Here is a 25,174-nt window from a genome sequence, read left to right as displayed (position 1 = left end):
GGCGATGTGGCCGGCGCCAAGGGCCGCGGCCACGCGGGGCGCGAGCTCGCGCCCCATGGCGGTATGGCCGAGCAGCACCGCGTCCGGCGCTACCTTGGCAATGGCGGCGCCGATGGCGGCGATGTACGCCTCGGGCGCATATGCGCGGAGGGAAGGATCGTCGGCAATGTGCACGACGTCAGCCCCCCGCGCCGCGAGCGCGGCGGCTTCTTCCGCCGCGCCGCCGAAGCAGGCGAGAACGGCGTGGACCTCGCCGTCCATGCCTGCCAGCCGCCTTGCGGCGCCGAGCGCCTCAAGCGCGACGCGGCGCAGGCTGCCGCTGCGGCTCTCGGCAAAAACGAGTATCGTTCTAGACATAGGTAGGCAACTCCTTTGCACGATAATTTAAAGCAGCTTAGCCTCTGTGCGCAGCAGCTCGGTCAACGCGGCGGCTTGCTCGGCAGGAGTGCCTGCGAGCGTCTTGCCCGTTGCACGGGGAGGAGGGGCGGATAGCCCGTACCGTACCGTCCTTGCCTCAATACTTATAGCAAGCTCGGACAGAGTCACCGATCGGAGCGGCTTGCGCTTCGCCTTCATAATGCCCGGCAATGACGGATAGCGCGGCTCGTTCAGTCCTTGCTGGGCTGTAATAAGCGCCGGCAGAGGGATCGTTATCGTCTCGGTGTCGCCCTCGACGTCACGCTCGACTAACGCGTAGCGCTCGGCTTCGCAGTCAACTTCATTGAGCGCAGCGCGTAAGCCCGCATGCTCCGCAGCGGCGATAATGCTTACCTTGACCGCCGCGGAAGCATGCGGCAGGCCAAGACGCTCTGCAACTTGCAGCGCTACACTTCCGGCGCCGCTGTCAACCGCGAACAAGCCCGCTAGAACGAGATCGGGCTCAAGCGGCTGTACCAGCGCAGCCAGAGCGGAGGCGGCCGCATAACCGTCATCGCCGAAGCTGCCGTCATCGCTTAGGCGAATTGCTTCGTCCGCACCAACGGCAAGCGCCGTACGCAGCGCATCCTGCGTCCGTTCTGGTCCGCAGGTGACGGCGATGACCTGTCCTCCATGTTGATCCCGCAGCCGAATGGCCTCTTCGAGCGCATACTCGTCGTAAGGATTAATAATGTACTTGGCCGCGCTGTCATCGATGCCTCCGGCTGTTACGATGATTTTTTCCTCGGTATCGAATGTTTGCTTGAGCAGCACCACGATCTTTAACATTGAAGCTCCCCTCGCTTATTCCTGTATTAGACACGCCGCTGCCGCAATAGGACGGCAGCAGCCGTTCATATGCAAGCGGCAAAGCCGAACATTGCTTATCCCATATCGGCTCTCGGCATTGTCCCATCATTGCTACCATATGTACCCGCGAAGACGAATAGACCGCAGGCAATTGACGTTTCCCCTGCATGTTCGCGCTGTGAGGCTCATATACATGGAGCACCGCGGCTATTTATGTAAGCGCTTTATTACTTGTCCCATTTCATTGCGCTGAGCTGTATCGGAACAGAAAGGGGGCGACTTATGACGCTAAACGGCGCTTGGAGCTGGGAGCAGATTGCAACCGCCTCGAGATGGATTTTTTTTGCAGCGTTTGTCGTATTGGCGGTAGCGATGTTCGCTGTCGTCGTCTTAAGGCGCATAGGTTATATGAGGCTGGGCGTCCCGTACCCATTCATTCGTTATCGTCCGAGACGCAGCAACGGCAGCGAGCAGAGCTTCTTTGCTCACGTATTTGGACATCGCAGGCTGCTGGGAGACTTGCGGAGCGGCTTGATGCATCTTGTTTATTTTTACGGCTTCATCTTGCTCCAATTCGGAGCTGTCGACCTCATCGCCAAAGGGCTGAGAGGCGGCGAACCGCTGCCGATCCCAAGACAGGTGTACGGTCCATTCTCATGGATGCAGGAGCTGACGGTGTCGCTCGTTCTGCTCGCTGTTTTGTACGGAGCGTTCAGACGGTATGGGGAGAAGCTTTCGCGGTTGAAACGGGGCTGGAAGCCGTCGCTGGTCATGTGGTTCATCGGGTCGCTTATGCTGTCAATCCTGCTCTCCTTATCGTTCGAGAGACTGGCAAGTGAGGGACGCGTCGTGTTCGATGTCTATGCGCCTGTAAGTGAGCCGTTATCCATTGCGTTGCAATGGATGGGGGTTCAGCCGCACAGCGCGATGGCGCATGCGGGGTTTGAGCTGTTTTGGTGGACGCATCTTCTAGTTTTGCTGGGCTTCCTTGTTTATGTGCCGCAGTCGAAGCATTTTCACCTGTTGACGGCTCCTGTTAATTTGCTTTATCGGAGAGGAGAATCGCATGGACGGCTGACACCGCTCAATCTGGAGGACGAGGAGGCGGAATCGTTCGGATCGGGCAAAATTGAACATTTTACGCAAAAGCAGCTGCTCGATCTGTATGCCTGCGTCGAATGCGGAAGATGTACGAACGTATGCCCCGCTGCCAGCACCGGCAAGCTGCTGTCGCCGATGCATTTGATCGTAAAGCTAAGAGATCATATGACCGAGAAGGGAGCGGCCATTACGTCCAAATCGCCTTGGATGCCTGCTGGGCTGTGGCAGTCTAGGGAAACGGCCGCTGCGGCTCATACGATGGGTGCAGTTCTCCCTTCGTGGGACGATGCTGCTCTGTCGGCTGGCGCGACGACGATTGAGCCGACGATGGCGGCACAGGAGCAGGCATGGGTGAAGCGCGATGGAGTGAAGCCGGAGGACGTTGCTTTGATCGGGGATGTAATGACCGAGGAGGAGTTGTGGGCTTGTACGACCTGCCGCAATTGCGAGGAGCAATGCCCGGTTGGTAACGAGCATGTCGACAAAATTATCGATATGCGCCGCTATCTTGTATTAATGGAAGGAAGCTTGCCGCAAGGCGGTCAGCGAGCGCTGCAAAATATTGAGCGGCAGAGCAATCCGTGGGGGCTGCCTCGCGCCGAGCGCGCTGCCTGGATCGACGAATGCGAGCGAAAAACCGGCATTCGCGTGCCGACGATGCAGGAGCTGAAGCGGCAAGGGCATATGCCGGAAATGCTTTTATGGGCGGGCTCGATGGGGGCATATGATTCTCGCAGCAGGCGCGTGCTGTTCGATCTCGTAAAGCTGCTGCACGCTGCAAAAGTAGATTTCGCGACGCTTGGCGCGGAGGAACGAAATTCGGGCGATACGCCAAGAAGGATTGGCAATGAACTCCTGTTCCAAGAGCTGTGTCAGGGCAATATTGAAACGCTGGCCAAATACGGCATTAATCGAATCGTAACGGCGTGCCCGCATACGTATAACACGTTCAAAAACGAATATCCGGACTTTGGCTTAAGTCCAAATGTGAAGGTCGAGCATCATACGGAACTGCTGGCGCAGCTAGTGGAGGAGGGAATGATCAAGCCCGTATACGAGCTTGATGAAACGATTACGTATCATGACTCCTGCTATCTCGGACGCTATAACAATACGTATGAAGCGCCGAGAACTGTGCTGCGAGCCATACCGGGCGTAGCGTTAAAGGAAATGGAGCGTTCGCGCGCGAACGGAATGTGCTGCGGCGCCGGCGGCGGGATGATGTGGATGGAGGAACGCTCAGGCACTCGCGTCAACTATGCCCGCACTGCGCAGGCGCTGGCGGTGAAGCCTACCGTCATCAGCTCGGCATGCCCGTATTGTCTGACGATGATGGAGGATGGGCTCAAGTCGCTGACGGACGACGATGACGGTGGAATTGTGCGCGCAAGGGACGTGGCTGAGCTGCTTGCGGAAAGTGTGTTCGGCGAATAAAGGGAATTTGTTCACTGGAGGCGATGGTAAGCTGTTCTGTTGCATAATCTGCAACGGAGCACGGAGCGAATGTGATCTGCTGCTAGTTACAACTTTCTGAAGCATGAGGGGGAGGATTATGGCTATGTCTACAAAAGGGCAAGGGCTGCCAAAAACCGCCGCATCCATCCGTTCCGCAGCCGTCATCGGCTCAGGGGTGATGGGAGCAGGTATTGCTGCCCATCTGGCGAATGCGGGCATGCGCGTCCTGCTGCTTGATGTCGTACCGCGGCAGCTTACGGCCGAGGAGGAGCGGCAGGGCCTTACGCTAGCAGATGCTAAGGTGCGCAGCCGATTGGCAGGGGCTGCCGTTGCCCGCATGGCGAAGGCACAGCCAGCACAACTCTACGATGCTGCTTGGGTGACACGGATCAAGCCGGGAAATCTGGAGGATGATCTGGCGGCGCTCGGAAATGCGGATTGGATCATCGAGGCTGTTGTCGAACGGCTTGATGTGAAGCGTGAAGTGCTTGCAGCCATTGCTTCGGTACGGAGGCCAGGCACGCTGGTGAGCACGAATACGTCCGGTTTGTCGGCGGGGGCGATGGTCGCGGGACTTAGCGAGGAGTTTCGCCGTCACTTCGCGGCGACGCACTTCTTCAACCCGCCGCGGTATATGAAGCTCGTTGAAATTGTGCCAACGGCAAGCACGGATGCCGGCGTTGTAGCGCTGCTTAAGGACATATGCGAGAAACGGCTGGGCAAAGGCGTCGTCATTGCGAAGGATACGCCTAATTTTATTGCCAATCGGATCGGCTCCTATGGCATGCTCGTCACGCTTGAGGATACGCTCGCCTTTGAGCTGACGGTGGAGGAAGCTGATGCACTCACCGGACCGGCTATGGGAAGGCCGAAGACGGCAACGTTTCGCATGCTTGATCTCGTTGGTCTCGATACGCTCCTCCATGTCGTCGACAATGTGAAGGAGCGGAGCGGGGATGCGGCGGAGCAGGCGGTTTTCGCACGGCCGCCGTTGTTGGAGAAACTGGTTGCCGCAGGTCGGCTTGGCGAGAAGTCGGGAGCGGGCTTCTACCGCAAAGTGAAGGGGGCGGGAGGCAGCGTAATTGAATCGCTGAATCTTAGCACGATGGAGTATGGAGCACAGCGGACGGTCAGCTCGCCGATCATTGACGCGTCGAAGTCTGCAAAGGGAGCTGCTGCGAAGGTACGTGCGCTGCTGCGTACCAATCCTTCTGACCGTTATGCGAAGTTCGCGTGGTCAACGGTTAAGCGGACGTTGCTATACTCGGCGGCGCAGCTTCACTCGATCGCCGACTCCATTGCAGACGTGGATCGCGCGATGCGCTGGGGCTTCAACTGGGAGCTCGGACCGTTCGAGCTATGGGATGCGATCGGACTGCGCGAATCGGTAGCACGCATGAAGTCGGAGGGGGATGACGTTCCTGCTTGGGTGACGGAGCTGCTGGAGGCCGGACATGAGAGCTTCTATAAGGAAGAGGACAATATTCGGTCATACGCAGCGGGTACATCCTATAAACTGGAAGAACGGGAATCGGATTCGATTTCCTTAACCGCGTTAAAAGCGTCCGGCCGAACGATTCTCGCTACGTCCGGCGCGAGCTTGATCGACCTTGGCGACGATGTCGCGTGTCTGGAGTTCCATTCGCCGAACAATGCGATCGGAGGCGATATTTTGTCGGCGATCCGCCTGAGCGCGGCGGAGGTCGGCAGCAATTGGCGCGGCCTGGTCATTGCCAATGAAGGCCGCAACTTCTGTGTCGGCGCCAACCTCATGCTGCTGCTGATGGAGGCGCAGAACGGGGAGTGGGATGAGGTGGAGGATATCATCCGCTATTTCCAAAGCAGCATGCTGCAGCTTAAGCGGCTTGATCGTCCTGTCGTCGCAGCTCCGCATCGGATGACACTAGGCGGCGGCGTGGAGGCGTGCTTGCCTGCCGACCGGATCATCTATTCGCCGGAGACGTATTTCGGACTGGTCGAAACGGGCGTCGGCCTTATTCCCGCTGGCGGCGGCAGCAAGGAAGCGGCGGCGCTTGCAGCTTCGCGAACGGCAACCGGAGCAGATTTGCAACCGCAATTGAACGCGCTGTTCGAGACGGTTGCGCTGGCCAAAGCTTCATCGAGCGGCTTCGAGGTCAGCAAGCTCGGCTTCATGCGGCCGCAGGATACGGTTATTATGCGGCAGGATGCGCGCATCGCCGAGGCGAAGCGGGCGGTGCTGGAGCTTGACCGCGCCGGGTACGTCGCGCCAGCCGAGCAGAGCATACGGGTTGCCGGGCGGGAAGGAAAAGCGGTGCTCAAGGTAGGCGTGCAGGCAATGAGGCTTAGCGGCCATATTAGTGAACACGACGAACTGATTGCGAGCAAGCTTGGTCATGTGCTGGCCGGGGGAGACGTTCGGGCAGACGCTGCTGTGAGCGAGCAATATTTGCTCGATTTGGAATGCGAGGCCTTCCTCAGCCTGTGCGGCGAGAGGAAGACGCAGGAGCGGATGAGCCATATGCTGCGAACAGGCAAGCCGCTTCGCAATTAAAGGATTTTTACGAAGTGAAAGGGGAGGGGAACGATGTCGGCTGATTCACCGTTATTTGTTGATTATGACCGCGATGCGGTCATTGTGTCCGCTGTGCGCACGGCGGTCGGCAAGGCGAAGAAAGGCAGCCTTGCCGAGACGCGGGCCGAGGATATGGGCCGCGCGGTGCTGCAAGCGGCGCTGGCCCGTGCGCCCGGCGTAACGCCGGAGCAGATCGAGGACGTCATTATTGGCTGCGCAATGCCGGAAGGAGAGCAGGGACTTAACATTGCCCGCGTTCTATCGCTGTATGCGGGGCTGCCGGTGACGACGCCTGCTGTCACCGTGAACCGGTTCTGCGCGTCCGGCTTGCAGGCTATCGCCTACGCGGCCGAGCGCATTCGGCTCGGCGAGGCGGATGCTATTGTCGCCGGCGGCGTCGAGACCATGAGCCATGTGCCGATGACCGGCTTCAAGCTCTCGCCGCATCCGGGCATCGTGGATTCGATGCCCGAGGTATACATGGGCATGGGCCACACCGCCGAGGAGGTGGCCCGCCGCTATGGCGTGACGCGCGAGGCGCAGGACGCTTTCGCCGCGAGCAGCCATGCGAAGGCCGCGGCAGCAATCGCGGCCGGCAAGTTCAAGGACGAGATCGTCCCGATCTTCGCGACGAGATCGGGCGTCAATGACGCGGGTCGGCCGTGGGAGAAGAGCTTCACCTTCGACACGGACGAAGGCGTCAGAGCCGAGACGACGGCCTGGACGCTCGCCCCGCTCAAGCCGTCCTTTGCCCGCGAAGGAACGGTGACCGCGGGCAATTCGTCGCAGATGAGCGACGGCGCTGCTGCCGTCATCGTCATGAGCCGGGCGCGTGCGGCCGAGCTTGGCCTTACGCCATTAGCTGCTTTCCGCGGCTACAGCGTTGCCGGCGTCGCGCCGGAGGTCATGGGCATCGGCCCAATCGAAGCCGTGCCGAAGGCGCTTGTGAAAGCGGGCATCACGCTCGAACAAGTCGATCTGTTCGAGCTGAACGAGGCTTTCGCCGCGCAATGCGTGCCGATCATCGAACAGCTCGGCATCGACCCGGAACGGGTCAACGTCAACGGCGGCGCGATCGCGCTCGGCCATCCGCTCGGCTGCACGGGAACGAAGCTGACCGTCTCGCTTATTCATGAGCTGCGAAGGCGCGGCGGAGGAATCGGCGTCGTAACGATGTGCGTCGGCGGCGGCATGGGTGCCGCTGGCGTGATTGAAGTGTATGGCGAAGCGGAATAAGGAAGAAAACGATTGAGGGGAGGCCATCGGCATGACGGAAACGATACGTTTCGGCGGCAGATTCGTCGTCGAAGACAGCAAGCCGGAATCGGTCGTGACGCCCGAGGATTTTAATGAAGAACAGGTCATGATGGGAGACGCTGCCCGGCAGTTCATGGAGGCTGAGCTGTTGCCGCGCGATGCGGATATCGAGGCGCTGAACTACGAACTGACGGTAGAGCTCATGCGGAAAGCGGGCGAGCTTGGCTTGCTCGGCGCGGACATACCGGAAGCGTATGGCGGCCTCGGCCTCGACAAAGTAAGCACGACGCTGCTCGCCGAGACTTTGTCCCGCGCATCGTCCTTCGCTTTGTCGGTCGGCGCGCATACGGGCATCGGCACGTTGCCGATTGTGTTTTTCGGCACGGAGGCGCAAAAGCAGAAGTACTTGCCGAGTCTCGCTACGGGCGAGCGGATCGCGGCTTATTGTCTGACCGAGCCGTCTTCCGGCTCTGACGCGCTCAGCGCTAGGACGACGGCCCGCTTGTCGCCGGACGGCAAGCATTTCATCCTGAATGGCTCGAAGCTCTACATTACGAATGCCGGCTTTGCCGATTTGTTCATCGTCTATGCGAAGGTAGATGGTGAATATTTTACGGCATTTATCGTCGAGCGTGGGATGAAGGGCTTCAGCGTCGGACCGGAGGAGCATAAGATGGGCATCAAAGGCTCGTCCACTTGCCCGCTGTTTTTCGAGGATGTGCCAGTGCCGGTTGAAAACGTGCTAGGCGAGATCGGCAAGGGCCACCGCATCGCGTTCAATATTCTGAACATCGGCCGCTTCAAGCTTGGCGCGGGCTGTCTAGGCGCTTCGAAAGAAACGATTGAGCTGGCGTCCAAATACGCGAACGAGCGCAAACAGTTCGGCAAGCCAATCTCCTCGTATCCGCTTATTGGCGCGAAACTGGCGGACATGAACATTCGGACGTACGTGCTGGAGAGCATAGTGTACCGGACGGCGGGTTGGATTGACGGTATGCTAAGCGGGGCGTCGGCCGAGGAAGTTGCTGGAGAAGGCGCTGCGGAAGCGGGCAGCCGGATTGCGGCGGCAATCAGCGAATATGCGCTGGAATGCTCGATCGTGAAGGTGTTCGCGTCGGAAGCGCTGGACTTCGTGGCGGATGAGGGCGTCCAAATTCATGGCGGCTACGGCTACATCAAGGAGTACAAGGTCGAGCGGATCTACCGCGACTCGCGGATTAATCGTATTTTCGAAGGGACAAATGAAATTAACCGCATGCTCATACCAAGCACCCTGATGAAAAAAGCGCTCAAAGGCGAGCTTCCGCTTCTGCGCAAAGCGCGCGCCTTGCAAGCCGAGCTGACACAGCCAATGCCGCTGCCGACGTTCGACGAGCCGCTCAGCAAGGAAACGTACCGCATCGCTCAAGGTAAAAAAGCTTTTCTCGCCGTTGGAGTGCTGGCTTTACAGAAGCTTGGCATTCGGCTTGAGGAGGAGCAGGAGATCCTGTGCTCGCTGGCCGATATGATGATCGAGCTGTTCGCGATGGAGAGTGCGCTGCTTAGGACGAAGAAATTGAACACGGCGGGAGGCGCTGGCGTATCGGACAAATTCGAGCATGCAGCGGCAATGACGGAAGTGTTCGTGCAGGAATCAATGGAGAGGCTCGAGTCGATTGCGAAGCTTGCCCTTGCAGCAATGGAGCAGGGAGACGGTCTGCAGATGCAACTATCGGTCTTGAAAAAACTGATGCGTGCGCCGCTTGCCGATACGATCGCGCTGAAGCGGGGGATAGCCAGACGCGTCATCCGAAGTGAGCACTATGTCGTATAAAGGGGGAGAGCGTCAATGGAACCGCTCGGACCGCAGGACCCGCTACTACCAAGTGAGCTGCCGACTGTCGATCAGACAGATGCTGAATCCGTCCACTCCGCCGTATCCGAACCGCTTCCGCGTCCATGGCTGCGTCACTATCCCGAGGAAGTACCTGCTTCGCTCGATTATCCGGACCAAAACATCGCCCAATTTTTCTTAAACGCGGTTAAACATTATCCGAATCATACAGCCGTTCATTTCATGGGCAAAACGATGTCGTACCGCGACCTGCATTCCGATGCGGTTAAGCTTGCGCAAGGTCTCATAGGACTCGGCATCTCTCCTGGCGAGCGCGTGGCGATCATGCTGGCGAATTGTCCGCAGGCGGTCATCTCGTATTACGGCGTTTTGCTCGCAGGCTGCGTCGTCGTTCAGACGAATCCGCTGTACGTGGAGCGGGAGCTCGAGAGCCAGCTTGCCGACAGCGGCGCAGTCGCGCTTATTGCGCTTGATTTGCTGGCAGGGCGCATAAGCCGCGTTCGCGGCGAGCAGCCGGAGAACGGGCCGTTGCCTCAGCTGCGGCATGTCGTCATCACTTCCATTAAGGATGGACTGCCTTTTCCGAAAAATTTGCTCTACCCGCTCAAGCAGCGCAAGGACGGCATTCGCATCAACATTGAGTACGGAAAGCATGGCGTGATTGCGTATCGCAAGCTGCTAAGCTCGGTGTCCTCTACGGTACTGCTTCCCGAGCTGCCGAAGGGAGAGGAGCTTGCCGCGCTTCAATATACGGGCGGCACGACGGGAACGCCGAAGGGCGTCATGTTGACGCACCGCAATCTGGTCGCCAATACGATGCAGACGTCGGCCTGGTGCTATAAGGCCCAGGACGGCAAGGAGCGTTTTCTCGCGGCGCTTCCGCTCTTCCACGTATTCGGCTTGACCGCGCTTATAAATTTGTCGGTCATGCGAGCAGGCATGCTCGTGCTGCTGCCGCGCTTCGAGCCGGATACGGTGCTTCGGACGATCAAGGAGCAGCGTCCGACGATCTTTCCCGGCGCGCCGACGATGTACGTCGCTCTCCTTCACCACAAGGATGTTTCGCGGACCGACCTCTCTTCCATCAAGTTGTGCATAAGCGGCTCGGCCGCCTTGCCGCTTGAGGTGCAAGAACAGTTCGAGGCGGTGACCGGCGGGCGCCTCATCGAAGGCTACGGGTTGACGGAGGCATCGCCCGTCACCCATGCCAATCCGTTCTGGGGGCTTCGCAAGATCGGAACAATCGGACTGCCTTATCCCGATACGGAAGCATCGGTCATCGATCCGGCGACCGGCGAGCACTTGCCGATCGGTTCGCTTGGCGAGCTGGTCATACGCGGACCGCAGGTCATGAAGGGCTATTGGAATCGCCCGGAAGAAACGGCACAGACGCTGCGAGATGGCTGGCTGCATACGGGCGATTTGGCGACGATGGACGAAGAGGGTTATTTTACGATTATGGATCGCATTAAGGATGTCATTATCGCCGGCGGGTTCAACATCTATCCGCGCGAGGTGGAGGAGGTGCTGTTCGAGCATCCGGCCGTGAAGGAAGCGTCGGTCGTCGGCGTCAAGGATGCGTACAGAGGGGAGACGGTTCGAGCGTATTTGGTTCTGAAGGAAGGCTGGAACATTTCGCCGATGCAGCTGGATCGCTGGTGCCGCGAACGGTTGGCCGCCTACAAAGTGCCGCATCAATATAGGTTCCGGGAGTCATTGCCGAAAACGATGGTAGGCAAAGTGCTGCGTCGCAGGCTGTTGGAGGAGGAAATGGAAGCCGAGGCTACGGCGGCATTGAAGGAGGATTCTGCAGCCGATAAGAAGGAATGAAGGAGGAGCGTCATGGATGAGGATTGGTTCGTGCAGCAGGCAGGCGATGCCGGTCTCTTGACGCGCTTGGCCGCGCGTGCGCAGACGACCTTCTGGGGTTTGCTTGGCTGCGAGGTTGTGCAAGCGGACGGCAAAAAAGCGACGATCTGCCTGGACGCAGGCGATCAGCATTTGAATTTGATCGGCATCGTTCATGGCGGCGTGCTGATGTCCTTAATGGACAATGCGATGGGACTCGTCGTTATGCTGGCCCATGCGAATGAGCGTACGGTGACGGCGACGATGAACACGCATTTTCTATCGAGCAGCAAGGGCGGACTGTTGGTATGCGAGGCGGAAATGCTGCATCGTACAAAGCGAACGTTGACGCTGCAAGGACAGGTCAAGGATGAAGACGGCAAGCTGCTCGCTTGGGCAAGCGGTGCTTATCGACTCGTATAGGGGGAATGGCGATCATTTGCTTACCATTGTGGCATTCGTTATAATACCTAATATATGGAAGCGTAAACATTTGGGTTTTCGATAATAATTTGGACCGTTTTATCCGATAAATAATATATAGGAGGGAGGCGGGATCATGGTTGAAGGTTGGGTAACGATGCTGGTGCTTGCGTTCGGGCTGGCAGTTGCTATCATTGGCGTTATCGCTTATTTAAGAATGTTTCGTAAAGAAAAGTTCGCTTCGACTGCCCAATCATCGGCTGAAATCCCACCTCCTGTCAAGATTTCGGCCCGTACGGCGGATACGGAGCTCGCTGCCGAGCCGATATCCGAACAAGCCGATCGCATAGATTAATAATTGTTCACTTTCATAATTGTTCCCAAAATGTTATAATAGTAAGAAAAGTTAAAACATTGTGACTCATTGGCCATGGAGTTACCTGCACCGAGGGGGGTCTTGCGGTGGAATAAGCCGCATGCGTTCTCGTACATTGCTGTTTAGGACGACCATCCATCGTATAAGGGAGGAGATTTCATGGCGAAACATAGCCAGAATGAAGTCAAGGAAAGCCTGAAAGAACTCACGAGAATTTTTCAACCCAAGGACCCGCGGAAATTTGTGAAGGATTACATTCGAAAGTACCGGATCACAGGTGGCTACGAGGATGAATTGACGACATTGGTTGAAGACGAGTTAGGCAGAATGAACTCCTCGGTCAGTTGAGCACACGTACCCGAATATATAGCTTTGTCCGTTCCTGCTGGGAACGGGCAAGGCTTTTTTGTTGTTTGTCGTAATTTTCCATCACTCCACCTCCCTGGTCACCCTACCGCCTAACCCCAAGCTGTAAGGTCATATATGACCTTACACGCCGAAGTAGCCAGTTACTCCATCGCTGTAAGAGCGCATACGTCCTTACAGCCCGCGGACTCACGCCTCAGCTTGCCCCGTTATTTGTCACATCATCATAACCTTTGGAGGATGCGGGAAATGTTCACGAATAGACGTCATGGGGGAGCGATTCAACGAATATTGTTTACATATACACACGCTTACATGCTTCGTTTTTACAAACTTTAAGGAGGCACAGTCATGTCACTGGAGTTGAAGTCCAAGGAGCATATTCGAGGCATTCGGAAAGCGGGGCGCATCGTCGCCGCATGCCATAAGGCGATTGCAGGGCGTATTGCCCCGGGCGTGACGACGCAGGAGATTGATCGGTTCGTTGAAAGGTTTATGCTGGATCGTGGAGCGACGCCTGCGCAGAAAGGCTATAAAGGATATCCGTTTGCCACTTGCGCCTCCGTTAATGATGTTGTATGCCATGGTTTTCCCGATAGCGTCCCGCTTGAGGCAGGAGATATTGTGACCATCGATATGGTTGCCGATGTAGACGGATGGAAGGCCGACTCGGCATGGACGTACGTCCTCGGCCGCGCGACAGCTGCCGTAGATAAGCTGCTTAAGGCGGCGAAGCTATCGTTGATGGATGGCATTCAGCAAGCCTATCCGGGCAAGCGGCTCGGTGATGTCGGCTACGCTGTTCAGTCCAGGGCGCTGCGCGAAGGCTTCCAGGTTGTTACATCATTCGTCGGACACGGTATCGGCAGACAAATCCATGAGTACCCGACCGTCGAGCATCGCGGAGTACCTGGTACAGGTGTGATGCTGGAGGAGGGGATGGTCATTACGATCGAACCGATCTTAACGGCGGGACGCGATGATGTGTACATTGCGCAGGACGGCTGGGCGGCACGCACGAAGGATGGAGCATGGTCAGCGCAATTCGAACATACGGTGGCCATCACCAAGGAAGGGCCGGTTATCCTTACACGTTGGGAATAAGGCTAGTTAATTGGCCCCCCACGAGCCTTGACGCAGATCCGCTTTACGCCAGATCCCCCTCCGTCAAACCTTATCTCGTCTAAGAGTTAACTGTCCTCCCTCGTCTAATGGACATTTTCGACGATTAGAGCAGCTCTTTTCGGCGATTCGCGATGTAACGGACATTTTCGACTATTAGCTGGCGAAATCGGAGCAATACAGCTCCGATTACCCGCTAACTGCTTTAAATGTCCGTTACGTTTCGCAAACCTCTAAATGGAGCCGCTAACGGTCGAAAATGTCCGTTACTTGCACGGCATTCTCGTCGTTTACATCAATCGTGCGTCAAACGCGCTAGCTGGCGAGAGAAGATAGGAAGGAACTGGAGGAATAGTAGCTAGCTAGAGGTTAGAGGTTAGAGGTTGGGGGCGGCGACTGGATATAAAGCGGTAGCTTCTTGCGACTTTGAGGATTTGCTACCGAGAAAAGGCGGGTACAACCCGGATAGATAGCCACATGCGAGTATAACAACTCCATGTGGTTTTCTTTATTTATATCGACATGGTTCCCTAATATCGGCGAAATTCCGAAAAAATGAGAAAACATAACTATAATATTATCCGTTCGAGATTTCGATAACTTGGGTATGACACCAACCGGAGGCTCGATACAATATGAAAAGAAGATCTAAGTATAATCCCAGCGGTATACTAACGTTCTTGCTGGCATTTGTCGCCACGGCCATTTTTGTCCCAATCGGTAAAATTGAAGGGGAAGGCATTATGCTTAAGACAGGGAACTATCTTCATAGCCCTGCTCCGAACGGAGGGAACTCTCCGGACTGGAATGGGTCCGGGGTTATATCCGCGTCGGACGGCGTCTTGTTCGACGGAACCCCGGCTTACGCTGGCTGGATGGGTAGCGCAACCTCGCACTCAACCGTAAATGTAGTTATTGATTTGTTGAAGGACTATCCTTTGAGCCAGATTCGGATCGTGTTGAATTCACCCAACAAATATTGGGGATTTAAGGACATTACCGTAAAGTACCGTCCCGAGTCGGCGACCGGGTATTACATTGCAACCAGACACGTTAGAACGGGAACCGACTTGAACTATTCGGTCACCGTCCCGATGTCGAACGTGACGGCCAGGTTCATCGTGCTGAACATTAGGCGTACCCAAGCTTATCAACATATTCCGCTGACGGAAGTCGAGATCTATAGAGGTTCGGGCGTTGAAGGGCAAAATCCGAGTCCTGCTCTTATCCAGGAAGGATTGCAAGCCGAACTGAAGAAAGAGGCCCTGCTGGCGGACAGGTTCGGTCAATGGATGAATGAAACCTGGCCGGGAAAGGTCGCAACCGAAACACAGTTGCGGACGGAATATGACAATGAGGCCGCTGCCTTGGCGAATATTTCTTTGGATACCACGAAATATGATCAATATGGAGGCCTCAAAAGCTTAGGAAAGCAAACAAGCACCGGTTACTTTAGGCTTCAGGCCATCAACGGAAAATGGTGGTTTATTACGCCGGACGGATATCCCTTTATTGTTAAAGGAGTGGATGCAACAAGTTTGTGGGAACCCGGGTATAAGACGCCTATCCTGAAACCGGACGGGACCCTCAAGCAGATTTTCGAGCAATTGCCCGATCGTACCGCTTACGCACCTGCCTACACCAAAGATACGGGCGGCGAATACGTCAGTTTCGTCGTCGCCAATGTCATGAAAAAATACGGAAGCGACTTTGAGTCGAAATGGGAGGATATCACGAAGAAGCGTTTGATCCAGTGGGGGTTTAACACGTTCAGCAAGTGGACCAAACCGAAAAACGTGACGTTCCCTTTCATTCAATCGCTGCAGGACCCCTCGAATTTGAGAAGGATCCTATGGACGTACGACGTATTTGATCCGCAGAGCGGACCCATCATCGAGAACGCACTGAAGGCGCAGCTTCAAAATGCGAGATACAGCAAATGGTTGATCGGCTATACCTACGATAACGAAGCGGGTTGGACTACCGATATCGTAAAAGAGGTCCTGTCCTACTCATCGTCCTCTCCGGCGAAAAGCGCATTCGTTGATTTACTTGCGCAAAGATACAATGGCAGCCTGACCTTGGTAAATCAGAAGCTGGGCACGAACGCTGCATCGTTCGACGCTTTAAAGGATATCCCGGTCGATATCGCCAAAGTTCCCGCGGCCGACGTATCGGAATATATCAGGCTGGCGTCCAGAACTTACCATTCCATGATCAAAGACATTATTAAAAAATACGATCCGAACCATCTGTTTCTGGGCACGTCCATCGTTCCAACCTGGCGTACCAGCCTGGATTGGGATCATGCGGCCATGGATTATGTAGACGCCTTTTCCGTCGACAGTTATTCAAGAGACGGAAGCTGGATTTCCAGATATGAGGGTTACGGAAAGCCTCTATTGAATCTGGAGCATACTTTCGGCTCGTCCGAACGCGGACTTTCCTATTTCAGCTTGGCTACGATGACAACAAGCATAAGGGAAAGAGGATTGGCATACCAAGCTTTTACGCAAAGCCAGGCTGTGCATCCATTGTTTGTCGGCTCGGGCTGGTATTCCTACTATGACCAGCCGGTTACCGGGCGTACGGACGGAGAAAGCTACAACGTGGGCCTAGTCAATCAGCAGGATCAGCCGTATACGGAAATGGTCAACATCATGAGGACGACGCATGCCGGATTGGAAAATATTCACCTTAAGGGGCTAACCTCTCCTTGAGAAGAGAGAACAGGAATTTTCATCATTGTCATGCCTAATGATCCTGTCCACAGCAATTGAAAGATGAAGAAAGCCCTGTGAACATTACGTTCACAGGGCTTTCTTCATGCTGCACAAAAGTGAGTGAACAGCCGTTTTGTATTGCACAAAGCTGCTATTGTGCAGAAATGTCAGATTCGTTCACTGTCCAAAACTGTGAAATGTTCAGCAGTGAAGCGGATTTTCACTATGTAGAACATTGTCGGTCAACTATAGTAGTTCTCAGGGCCAAGGCGTCGACAAGATGCACAGTCAGACGCCACATAAGGCAGACACGCAAGATAAGCACGTAAGGTGAACACGCAGTTGAACACGCAAGTACAGTCACAAGCTTCAGAACCAGTAGGAGGGAGTAAACAAGCATGTTAAAGAAAAAAGGAGTTTTGCGGGAGCTATACACGAACCGGATATTATTTCTTATGTTATTGCCGGTGCTATTGTACTTTCTAATCAATAACTATTTACCGATGATCGGGATCTACTACGCGTTCGTACAATTCGACTTTAATACGAGCCTCTTCCAAATGGACTTCGTCGGACTGAAAAACTTCGAATTTCTATGGAAGTCAGGCAAGCTGACCGAGCTTACGATTAACACAGTCGGATACAACGTCGCTTTCATCTTATTAGTTAACTTCTTATCGATAACCGTTGCGGTATTGCTTAGTGAGGTTAAAGGGAAATGGTTCAAGAAGATTACGCAGTCTGCCCTGTTCCTTCCTTACTTCGTATCGTTCGTTATTCTTAGCGTTATCGTATTCAACCTTTTCAACTACGAGCAAGGGGTACTGAACACGGTGCTTCAACAGCTTGGAGGAGAGCCGGTAGACGTATACAGCAAGCCGAAGCTATGGATTTTCTTGATTATTATGTTCTTCTTATGGAAGAACTTCGGTTACAGCATGGTTATCTACTTAGCTTCCATTACAGGAATCAGCGAAGAGTACTACGAAGCCGCGAAGATCGACGGAGCGAACATATTCCAACGCGCTTGGCATATTACCGTTCCGATGCTGAAGAACACATTCGCGATTCTGCTGCTGTTCTCACTAGGAAGCATCATGAAAGGTCAATTCGATCTCTTCTACCAAATGGTCGGCAACAATGGCCTGCTGTTCAGCACAACGGATATTCTTGATACGTATGTATACCGCTCCTTGCGTGTAACGTTCGATATGGGGATGGCGACAGCTGCCGGCGTGTACCAATCGATCTTCGGATTCACGCTCATCATGGTCGTTAACACTATCATCCGTAAAATCAACAAAGACTATGCACTGTTCTAGGAGGGAGTTTATATGAAAATTAGAGAAGACGGCGCCACAAAGTGGTTTCGGTTAATCGCTTATACAGTCGTTATCGTGGGCAGCATCCTATGCATACTGCCATTCATTCTTATCGTGTCGGCATCACTTTCAAGCAATGCATCGATTTTGCAAAATGGCTATACTCTCTTCCCGACGGACTTCTCGCTAGAGGGCTATAAAGTCATCTTCCAGGTGCCGGACGAGCTGTTCCGCGCTTACTACGTGACCACACTCGTGACGGTTATAGGTACGGCCCTTGGTTTGCTGTTGATGACAATGGCGGGTTATGTGCTACAGCGCAAGGACTTCAAGTACCGCAATCTGTTCTCATTCCTGATCTACTTCACGACCTTGTTCGGCGGGGGACTCGTTCCTTACTATATGCTGATTACCAACTACTTGGATTTCACGAATAAAATGTCCGCGTTAATTTGGCCGTCGTTAATGACGCCGTTCCTCATCATCCTAATGAGGAGCTTCATCAGCTCCGCCGTGCCGGACGAGGTCGTTGAATCGGCCAAGATCGATGGGGCCAACGACTTCTTGATCTACTACCGAATCGTATTGCCGCTCGCAATTCCCGGACTGGCAACCGTAGGCCTGTTTCTTGCGCTTCACTATTGGAATGACTGGTTCTCGTCGGCGATGTACATTAACGACGCAGCGAATTACCAGCTCCAATTCTACTTATATAACATCATTAATACTTCCGCCTTCTTGAGCAACATTGGAGCGGGCGCAGGCATCGTGCTGGCAGACGGTGTTCCAACCGAATCGATGAAGATGGCCATGGCTATCGTCGTTACAGGACCGATCCTGCTCCTGTATCCATTCATTCAACGTTATTTCGTCAAAGGCTTAACGATTGGCGCGGTCAAAGGTTAGGTTAGAACCGTTGTTTGGGTCACCAAATATCGGCTAACATAGATAATACACATTCAAAGGGAGGATTCACATGTTAAGAAAATCGAAAAAAGCAGCAGGCATTATGCTTTCATCTGTATTGCTCCTATCTACAATGGCTGCTTGCGGCAACAACGACAACGGCGGCAACAACACGAGTAACAACACTGGCAATAAAGGAACGAACAATACGACGGCAACAAACGCGCCAGCAGATGGCGGAGAGAAAACGGGCATCGACACTTCCAAGAAGGTAGAGCTGCAGTTCTACATGCTCGGCAACGCACCTAAAGACTTGCCTAAGGTTGAAGCAGAGATTAATAAAATGGCGCTTGAAGATTTGAACGCGACGGTTAAGTTCAACTTCACGACTTGGACGGACTGGGATCAAAAGTATAAGCTGTTGCTCTCCACTGGCCAAGACGTTGACTTGATCTTCACGGCGGACTGGACGCAATATCAGCAATACGCGAAAAAAGGCGCATTCCTGGATATCGAGCCATTGCTGCCAACAGCGGCTCCGACGCTTAACTCGTTCGTACCGAAGGATATGTGGGATGCCGTTCGTATCGACGGCAAAATCTACACGGTACCTGCTACGTACAAAGAATATGTAACAAACGGCTTCGTATGGCGTGAAGACTTGCGTAAGAAATACGATCTGCCGACTCCTGTAGATATGGCGACTTTCGAAGCGTACTTGGATGGCATTAAGCAAAACGAGCCTTCGATCCAGCCGTTAACGATTGGCGCAGCGGTAGATGCGGCATTGTCCGATGCCTATCTGGACTTCCAACGTAAAATTGTTGGACCAATGCCTTACGGCGTATTCTCGACGTATCAAAAACCAAGCGAAGTTACTGCATACTGGGGCTCCCCTGAGCACTTGGAAGACTTGAAACGCTTCAAGAGCTGGGCTGACAAAGGTTACTTCTCCAAAAACGAGCTGAACGAAAAAGAAACATCCCAAGATAAGCTCGTGAACGGAACGGCAGCCGCTATGCTAGGCGACAACCCGACTCGCTACAACAGCACGTCCGGCAACATGAAGTCGCTTCACCCGGATTGGGAGCTGGGCTACACGCCTTACGGCCGCACGAATGGCTACGCAACGCCGGTTCACCCGATCCACAACGGTTTCGCAGTACCGAAGAGCAGCGACAACGCAGAGCGCGCGCTTGCGTTCTACGAGAAGCTTGTAACCGACAAACGTTATAACCTGCTTGCGCAATACGGCTTCGAAGGCGTGAACTACACGGTAGAAGAAGGTCACTACAAAATGGTTGGCGACGCGAACACGAACGGCTTCCCTCGTGAAGGCATGCAAGGCTGGGCATGGCGTAATCCAGAATTCATGCTGTTCGAGCCAAGCTATGACGGCGTGAAAGCAATCTTCGACGAGCTGGACAAAATCCAAGTACCAGACATCTACACAGGCTTTGCAGAAGACTACACGGAATATCAAGCAGAGAGAGCGGCGCTTGAGCAAGTAGAGAAACAATATCTGTTCCCGCTGATGGCTGGTCAAGTTGCAGACGTGGAAGCAGGATTGAACACATTCATGGAGAAAGCGAAGCAAGCTGGTCTTGAGAAAATTCAAGAGGGCTTCAAGAAGCAATGGCTGGCTTACCTCACTGAAGCAGGTATTCAATAATATCATTTAACTAATAATAAGGGCTGTCCCATAAGGTTATGAACCTAGGGACAGTTCTTATTTTTTGTGTGAATAACAGCTGAACAACACGCCGTTGCGGTTTTTACAATGTACGAGATTTGTTCAACTCCGCAAACTGGGTTTTGTTCATGCTTACTCGGATTGTTCACTGTCATTGTTTGTATGCTTATGGTAGCTATATAGATGTAACACAATGGTTTGGTTGCAATAATAAGGTGGAAGGAGTTTTTGTTAATATTGAAGGCGCTTACATACGTCTTCGGCTATTGATGCTTAGTCAGTTACAAACCAAGAGGAGATGATTTGTTGTGAGTAAGATGTTCAAATTATTGCTGACTCTCGCTTTTGCTGCTAGTATCTTTAACTTTGGCGCATCCCCTACTGAGGCTGCCGCGCAAACGATCACGAACGGAACGCCGTGGAAAGACACGAGCGGCGCTTCGCTGCAAGCGCATGCCGGTTCGATTCTTCAGGTCGGATCTACGTATTATTGGTATGGCGAGGACAAGATTCATAATAGTGCGAATCTCAAGGCGGTATCCATCTATTCCTCGACCGACCTGAAGAATTGGACGTTCCAGAGCAACGCTCTCACGACGACCTCCGCCCCGGAGCTTGCCAGCTCCAAGATCGAACGTCCTAAAGTCATTTATAACGCTACGACAGGCAAATACGTCCTGTGGGGACATTACGAGAACGGTACGGATTATTCCCTTGCGCGGGTAGCCGTTGCGTCGTCCTCATCGCCGACCGGACCGTTCACTTACCATGGCAGCTTCCAGCCGAACGGCATGCAATCCAGAGACATGACGCTCTTCAAGGATACGGACGGTACGGCATACCTCATCTCCTCCTCCGACAACAACTACAATCTCAGAATCTACAAGCTGACTTCCGACTACTTAGCAATCGATTCCGAGATGAACATGATTTACGAAGGCGACCATAGGGAAGCTCCGGCGATTGTGAAGAAGGACTCGGTCTATTATTTGATTACTTCCGGCGCTTCGGGCTGGTATCCGAACCAAGCGAAATATTCGACGGCTACTAGTCTGAACGGACCGTGGTCGGCCTTGCAGCCGATCGGAAACTCGTCCACTTTCTATACGCAGGCATCCTTTATCCTGACGGTACAGGGCAGCAGCGCGACTAATTATATCTATGTGGGCGACCGCTGGAACTCAAGCGCTTTGGGTGATTCGCGATATGTGTGGCTTCCTCTGACATTGAGCGGAACGACTGCATCGATGGATTATTACGAGAAGATCAGCATCGATGCGGCTACAGGAGCCGTATCCGGCGTATCGAACGGCACGCTTATCTCCCAAGGCAAGACGGCAACGGCCCAGTCTGCATTAGGCACGAATCCGGCAAGTTATGCGAATGACGGCAATTACCAGACGGAATGGGTGGGCACAAGCGTAACCTGGCCGCATTGGTGGAAGGTTGACCTCGGAGCGAACTACACGATCAAGACCGTTGACCTTTCCTGGTGGATGATGAACGGCTCCGAAGGCTTCTACCAATACAAAATCGAGACGAGTCTCGACAATGTGAACTGGACGGTAGCGCTGGATCGTACGAGCAATACGACGTACGGCTTTACTTCGGATTCGCTCTATGCAACGGCGAGGTATGTGCGGGTTAATATGGTGAACGCCGATCTGTGGAATAACCCTGGCAACTGGTATACGCCAAGACTGTGGGAGGCCAAGATATACGGCACTCCAGCGACTACGGCGGTGACGACGAGATGGACTTCGCATAACTTCCCGACAAGGTATATTGCCAATGATGCCGGCAACGCCAAGATTGTGGAGAATCCGACTCTCGCCAACTCCGAGTGGATTATGGTTCCCGGCTTGGCAGATCCGTCGGGCGTTTCCTTCCAATTGAAAAGCAATCCAGGCATTTTCTTGAGACACTACAACTACGTGCTGGTTGCGCAGACGAACACGGGAGGCGCATTCGCTGCCGATGCTACGTTCTATAAAGTAGCGGGGCTTGCGGACAGCAGTAAGTTTTCGTTCCAATCCTACAACTATCCTACCCGGTATATTAGACATTCGAGCTATAACCTAAGAATTGATCCGATCTCGACGGCGACGGAGAAGAACGACGCTACGTTTAACCAACTTTAAATGTACAGCATGGGGGACTAAAGATTTAATTTAGTCCTCTTTTTTTTACAAATACGGATTTGTAGGAGGGCTGTTATGCAACGCGTGAAAAAAGGGATTGCCATAATCGTAACGATGATGCTGTTATCGTCCTATCTCTTCTTAACCGATCGCAACATTGCGGAAGCAAGCATGGTGTACCTTCAAGACGACTTTCAGGACGGCAATTTCACCTCGCCCGCATGGACGACAAGCGGGGGGACATGGGCCGTCGCGACAGACGCGGCGAACGCCAGCAACAAAGTTCTGAATCAGACCCATACTTCTCAGGAGGCTTATATTACAGCAGGCAACTCATCTTGGGGGGATTATACGTACCAAATGAAGGTTAGGCATGGAGATGGAGGTGCATTCGTCGGTTTAATTGCCCGCTATCAGGATGCGAATAATTATTACATGTTCCGGATGAATCCAGTAAGCACGAGTACATTGGAGCTTTCTAAGAAGGTTGGCGGTACGAGCACTTTATTGGGAAGCAAAACGGATTTCACCATGAGCAGCGGCACCTGGTACACGCTGAAAGTCGAGGTGAGCGGCGGTAAAATCAAATGTTTTGTCAATGATTCGCTCATATTCGATACGGTGGATACGGCTCTTGCTTCGGGAAAAGTCGGCATTCGTTCCAACTGGGGAACGTTTCAAGCAGACGAAGCAACGGTTACGACCAACAATTTAGGCGTAGCTGCGACTTTATTTCTTTTGAAGAACGAAACGGCCGTTTCGAACGCCAAGGTTCAATGGACGCCGGTTACGGGAGCAACCCGTTACGATGTGACGCGCTCCGTCAATAACGGCGCTTATGCAGCATTGCAATCGGTCACGGGCACATCCTTGGATGATTACGGATTGACGGTAGGGAGCAGCTATAAGTATCAAGTCAAGGCGTACGCCGGAACGACGCAACTCGCTTCTGCCGAATCGATAGCCTACGTTCCCTACACGCTTCCTGCTGGCCTTACAACATTCGACAATACGCAAGCATCGACACTTAAGACACCGAACGAGCTGAAGGTTGGCAACACGTACTACCGGTTTAATTTTGTCGGAAAAGCCGAAGGCGGATTCGGTCAAATGATTCAACAAACGTCCACGGATGACATCAATTACGGAAATGACCAGGTCGTGCTGTCGTATACGGATCATGCGGATCTGAACAACTGCAAGTTCGAGGGCATTTCTATCGTGTATCATGCCCCTACGAACAAGTTTGTTTTTTGGGCGCATTACGAGAATAGCACCGATTACACGCTTGGACGGGTATCTGTAGCTTCTGCCACGCCGGGACAAAGCTTCACTTTCCATAAGAGCTTCAGACCGGCAGGAAACGATTCTCGCGACTTGAGCTTGTTCAGGGACGATGACGGCTCAGCTTACCTGATTTCAACGGCTAACACGAATACAGATACCATCCTATACAAGCTGACCTCCAATTGGCTCGACGTCGATTACCAAGTATCGGTTATTTACGATAATATGCATCGCGAGCTGCCATCGATGATTAAGAAGGACGGCATTTATTATCTGTTCTCGTCGCAGGCGGCAGGCTGGTATCCGAGCCAACCGATGTACTCCGCGGCGACCCAAATCGGAGGCTCGTGGTCCGAGCTGCGCACGGTCGGCAACACGTCGACGTTCTCGGCGCAGTCTGGCGGAGTCGTTCGGGTTAAACAAAATGGAGGCGCCAATTATGTCATGGTAGCCTTCAGGTGGATGTTCGGCTGGGCAGGCGTCGTGAACGGCCAGACAGAGCAGCGTCTGATGCCGATCTCCTTCTCGAACGGGTTTGCTTTCTACGATTATTTCGATCAAGTGATGTATAACGCGGCGAATGATATCGTCGTTCCCGTACAGAATGGCAAGCTGCTGTCGCAAGGCAAGATCTCGACGGCACAATCCGTGCTGGCTTCGGGTCCGGCGAGCTATGCGAATGACGGAAACTACTTGACGGAATGGGTTGGGACGAGCGTTGCTTGGCCGCATTGGTGGAAGGTAGACCTAGGTTCGGTGCAATCGATACGGAACGTGCAAATCTCTTGGTGGATGCTGAAGGGGTCTGAGGGTTTCTATCAATACAAAATCGAGACGAGTACGGATAACGTCAATTGGACTGTCGCAGCAGACCGTACCGGTAACACCTCTTATGGCTTTACGTCGGATACGTTGGCGGCTTCGGCCAGGTACGTCAGGATCAATATGGTTAACGCTGATCTTCATAATAACCCCGGCAACTGGTATACCCCAAGGCTGTTCGAGGTTAAAGTATTCGGCAATGACTCTGGGGCGGTGACAGCGGCTTCGAGATGGCAGTCCCATAACTATCCGACAAGGTATGTGGCCAATGATGCCGGCACAGCAAAAATCGTGGAAAATCCGACGCTTGCGAATTCCGAATGGAATATGGTTCCCGGCTTGGCGGACCCGACCGGTGTTTCATTCCAACTGAAAAGCAATCCGGCACTCTACTTACGACACTCGAGTTACGTGCTGTATGCTCAGACGAACTCAGGCGGCACCTTCGCTGCCGATGCCACGTTCTATAGAGTGCCTGGACTTGCAGACAGCAGCAAATTCTCGTTCCAATCGTACAATTATCCTACAAGGTATATTAGACATTCCGGCTTCAATCTGCGGATCGATCCGATCAGTACGGCAGCGGAGCAGGGGGATGCCACTTTCGCGGCGCAATAACCAAAATAAAGGCGGCAGCCTGAGCGAATTGATTTCGCCTGGGCTGCCGCCTTTTTACGGACAACTTTTGCCTGTATTACATACAGTCAAAACGGTCCC

The 25,174-nt window shown here is 53.8% G+C and carries 16 protein-coding genes and 1 pseudogene; 15 read left to right on the top strand and 2 right to left on the bottom strand.

Going from position 1 to position 25,174, the window contains the following annotated elements:
• Positions 1–357, bottom strand: a pseudogene (locus V8F51_RS12340) (electron transfer flavoprotein subunit alpha/FixB family protein); the annotation flags it as partial.
• Positions 358–384: 27 nt separating this feature from the next.
• Entirely contained in the window at positions 385–1,206 is an 822-nt protein-coding gene (locus tag V8F51_RS12335) for an electron transfer flavoprotein subunit beta/FixA family protein (RefSeq protein WP_337100532.1), read from the bottom strand.
• Between the two features lie 303 nt (positions 1,207–1,509).
• On the opposite strand from V8F51_RS12335, the gene V8F51_RS12330 reads away from it, so the two are divergent.
• From V8F51_RS12330 to V8F51_RS12260, 15 genes are all read left to right on the top strand, one after another.
• Positions 1,510–3,762 (top strand): (Fe-S)-binding protein, encoded by a 2,253-nt coding sequence (locus tag V8F51_RS12330; protein WP_337100531.1) that lies wholly within the window; start codon positions 1,510–1,512, stop codon positions 3,760–3,762.
• Between the two features lie 124 nt (positions 3,763–3,886).
• Complete coding sequence (locus tag V8F51_RS12325; RefSeq protein WP_337100530.1) at positions 3,887–6,316, top strand: 3-hydroxyacyl-CoA dehydrogenase/enoyl-CoA hydratase family protein; 2,430 nt, start codon at positions 3,887–3,889, stop codon at positions 6,314–6,316.
• Positions 6,317–6,349: 33 nt separating this feature from the next.
• Positions 6,350–7,573: an acetyl-CoA C-acyltransferase gene (locus tag V8F51_RS12320; protein ID WP_337100529.1), complete on the top strand. Its 1,224-nt coding sequence runs from the start codon at positions 6,350–6,352 to the stop codon at positions 7,571–7,573.
• A 31-nt stretch (positions 7,574–7,604) separates the two neighbouring features.
• Positions 7,605–9,407 (top strand): acyl-CoA dehydrogenase family protein, encoded by a 1,803-nt coding sequence (locus V8F51_RS12315; RefSeq protein WP_337100528.1) that lies wholly within the window; start codon positions 7,605–7,607, stop codon positions 9,405–9,407.
• A 15-nt stretch (positions 9,408–9,422) separates the two neighbouring features.
• Entirely contained in the window at positions 9,423–11,258 is a 1,836-nt protein-coding gene (locus V8F51_RS12310) for a long-chain-fatty-acid--CoA ligase (protein WP_337100527.1), read from the top strand.
• A 12-nt stretch (positions 11,259–11,270) separates the two neighbouring features.
• The gene (locus V8F51_RS12305; RefSeq protein WP_337100526.1) at positions 11,271–11,699 is read left to right on the top strand and encodes a PaaI family thioesterase; all 429 of its coding nucleotides are present in this window, start codon (positions 11,271–11,273) and stop codon (positions 11,697–11,699) included.
• A 136-nt stretch (positions 11,700–11,835) separates the two neighbouring features.
• A complete protein-coding gene (locus V8F51_RS12300) occupies positions 11,836–12,054 on the top strand; it encodes a hypothetical protein (RefSeq protein WP_337100525.1) in 219 nt (72 codons plus the stop codon).
• 180 nt (positions 12,055–12,234) lie between these two features.
• Positions 12,235–12,423 (top strand): hypothetical protein, encoded by a 189-nt coding sequence (locus tag V8F51_RS12295; RefSeq protein ID WP_307206031.1) that lies wholly within the window; start codon positions 12,235–12,237, stop codon positions 12,421–12,423.
• A 369-nt stretch (positions 12,424–12,792) separates the two neighbouring features.
• A complete protein-coding gene (map, locus tag V8F51_RS12290) occupies positions 12,793–13,545 on the top strand; it encodes a type I methionyl aminopeptidase (protein ID WP_337100523.1) in 753 nt (250 codons plus the stop codon).
• A 653-nt stretch (positions 13,546–14,198) separates the two neighbouring features.
• Positions 14,199–16,283: a hypothetical protein gene (locus V8F51_RS12285; RefSeq protein ID WP_337100522.1), complete on the top strand. Its 2,085-nt coding sequence runs from the start codon at positions 14,199–14,201 to the stop codon at positions 16,281–16,283.
• Positions 16,284–16,684: 401 nt separating this feature from the next.
• Positions 16,685–17,608, top strand: coding sequence for an ABC transporter permease (locus V8F51_RS12280; RefSeq protein WP_337100521.1), 924 nt, complete (start codon positions 16,685–16,687; stop codon positions 17,606–17,608).
• 12 nt (positions 17,609–17,620) lie between these two features.
• Positions 17,621–18,514 carry a carbohydrate ABC transporter permease gene (locus V8F51_RS12275; RefSeq protein ID WP_337100520.1) on the top strand — a complete coding sequence of 298 codons (894 nt, stop codon included), beginning with the start codon at positions 17,621–17,623 and terminating at the stop codon, positions 18,512–18,514.
• A 70-nt stretch (positions 18,515–18,584) separates the two neighbouring features.
• Positions 18,585–20,186: an extracellular solute-binding protein gene (locus V8F51_RS12270; RefSeq protein WP_337100519.1), complete on the top strand. Its 1,602-nt coding sequence runs from the start codon at positions 18,585–18,587 to the stop codon at positions 20,184–20,186.
• Positions 20,187–20,524: 338 nt separating this feature from the next.
• Positions 20,525–22,348: an AbfB domain-containing protein gene (locus V8F51_RS12265; RefSeq protein WP_337100518.1), complete on the top strand. Its 1,824-nt coding sequence runs from the start codon at positions 20,525–20,527 to the stop codon at positions 22,346–22,348.
• A 75-nt stretch (positions 22,349–22,423) separates the two neighbouring features.
• Complete coding sequence (locus V8F51_RS12260; protein ID WP_337100516.1) at positions 22,424–25,075, top strand: AbfB domain-containing protein; 2,652 nt, start codon at positions 22,424–22,426, stop codon at positions 25,073–25,075.
• Positions 25,076–25,174 lie beyond the last annotated feature (99 nt).

Source organism: Paenibacillus sp. YIM B09110, assembly GCF_037167145.1.
Classification (GTDB): Bacteria; Bacillota; Bacilli; order Paenibacillales; family Paenibacillaceae; genus Pristimantibacillus.
The sequence above is the reverse complement of the archived record's forward strand: the minus strand, read 5'-3'. Positions and strand labels throughout refer to the sequence as shown.

Coding starts and splice junctions, on each gene's coding strand:
- V8F51_RS12295 (WP_307206031.1), top strand. CDS start 12,235: ATGGCGAAACATAGCCAGAATGAAGTCAAGGAAAGCCTGAAAGAACTC.
- V8F51_RS12315 (WP_337100528.1), top strand. CDS start 7,605: ATGACGGAAACGATACGTTTCGGCGGCAGATTCGTCGTCGAAGACAGC.
- V8F51_RS12260 (WP_337100516.1), top strand. CDS start 22,424: ATGCAACGCGTGAAAAAAGGGATTGCCATAATCGTAACGATGATGCTG.
- V8F51_RS12265 (WP_337100518.1), top strand. CDS start 20,525: ATGTTCAAATTATTGCTGACTCTCGCTTTTGCTGCTAGTATCTTTAAC.
- V8F51_RS12280 (WP_337100521.1), top strand. CDS start 16,685: ATGTTAAAGAAAAAAGGAGTTTTGCGGGAGCTATACACGAACCGGATA.
- V8F51_RS12300 (WP_337100525.1), top strand. CDS start 11,836: ATGGTTGAAGGTTGGGTAACGATGCTGGTGCTTGCGTTCGGGCTGGCA.
- V8F51_RS12335 (WP_337100532.1), bottom strand. CDS start 1,206: ATGTTAAAGATCGTGGTGCTGCTCAAGCAAACATTCGATACCGAGGAA.
- V8F51_RS12320 (WP_337100529.1), top strand. CDS start 6,350: ATGTCGGCTGATTCACCGTTATTTGTTGATTATGACCGCGATGCGGTC.
- V8F51_RS12305 (WP_337100526.1), top strand. CDS start 11,271: ATGGATGAGGATTGGTTCGTGCAGCAGGCAGGCGATGCCGGTCTCTTG.
- V8F51_RS12330 (WP_337100531.1), top strand. CDS start 1,510: ATGACGCTAAACGGCGCTTGGAGCTGGGAGCAGATTGCAACCGCCTCG.
- V8F51_RS12285 (WP_337100522.1), top strand. CDS start 14,199: ATGAAAAGAAGATCTAAGTATAATCCCAGCGGTATACTAACGTTCTTG.
- V8F51_RS12310 (WP_337100527.1), top strand. CDS start 9,423: ATGGAACCGCTCGGACCGCAGGACCCGCTACTACCAAGTGAGCTGCCG.
- V8F51_RS12325 (WP_337100530.1), top strand. CDS start 3,887: ATGTCTACAAAAGGGCAAGGGCTGCCAAAAACCGCCGCATCCATCCGT.
- V8F51_RS12270 (WP_337100519.1), top strand. CDS start 18,585: ATGTTAAGAAAATCGAAAAAAGCAGCAGGCATTATGCTTTCATCTGTA.
- V8F51_RS12275 (WP_337100520.1), top strand. CDS start 17,621: ATGAAAATTAGAGAAGACGGCGCCACAAAGTGGTTTCGGTTAATCGCT.
- map (WP_337100523.1), top strand. CDS start 12,793: ATGTCACTGGAGTTGAAGTCCAAGGAGCATATTCGAGGCATTCGGAAA.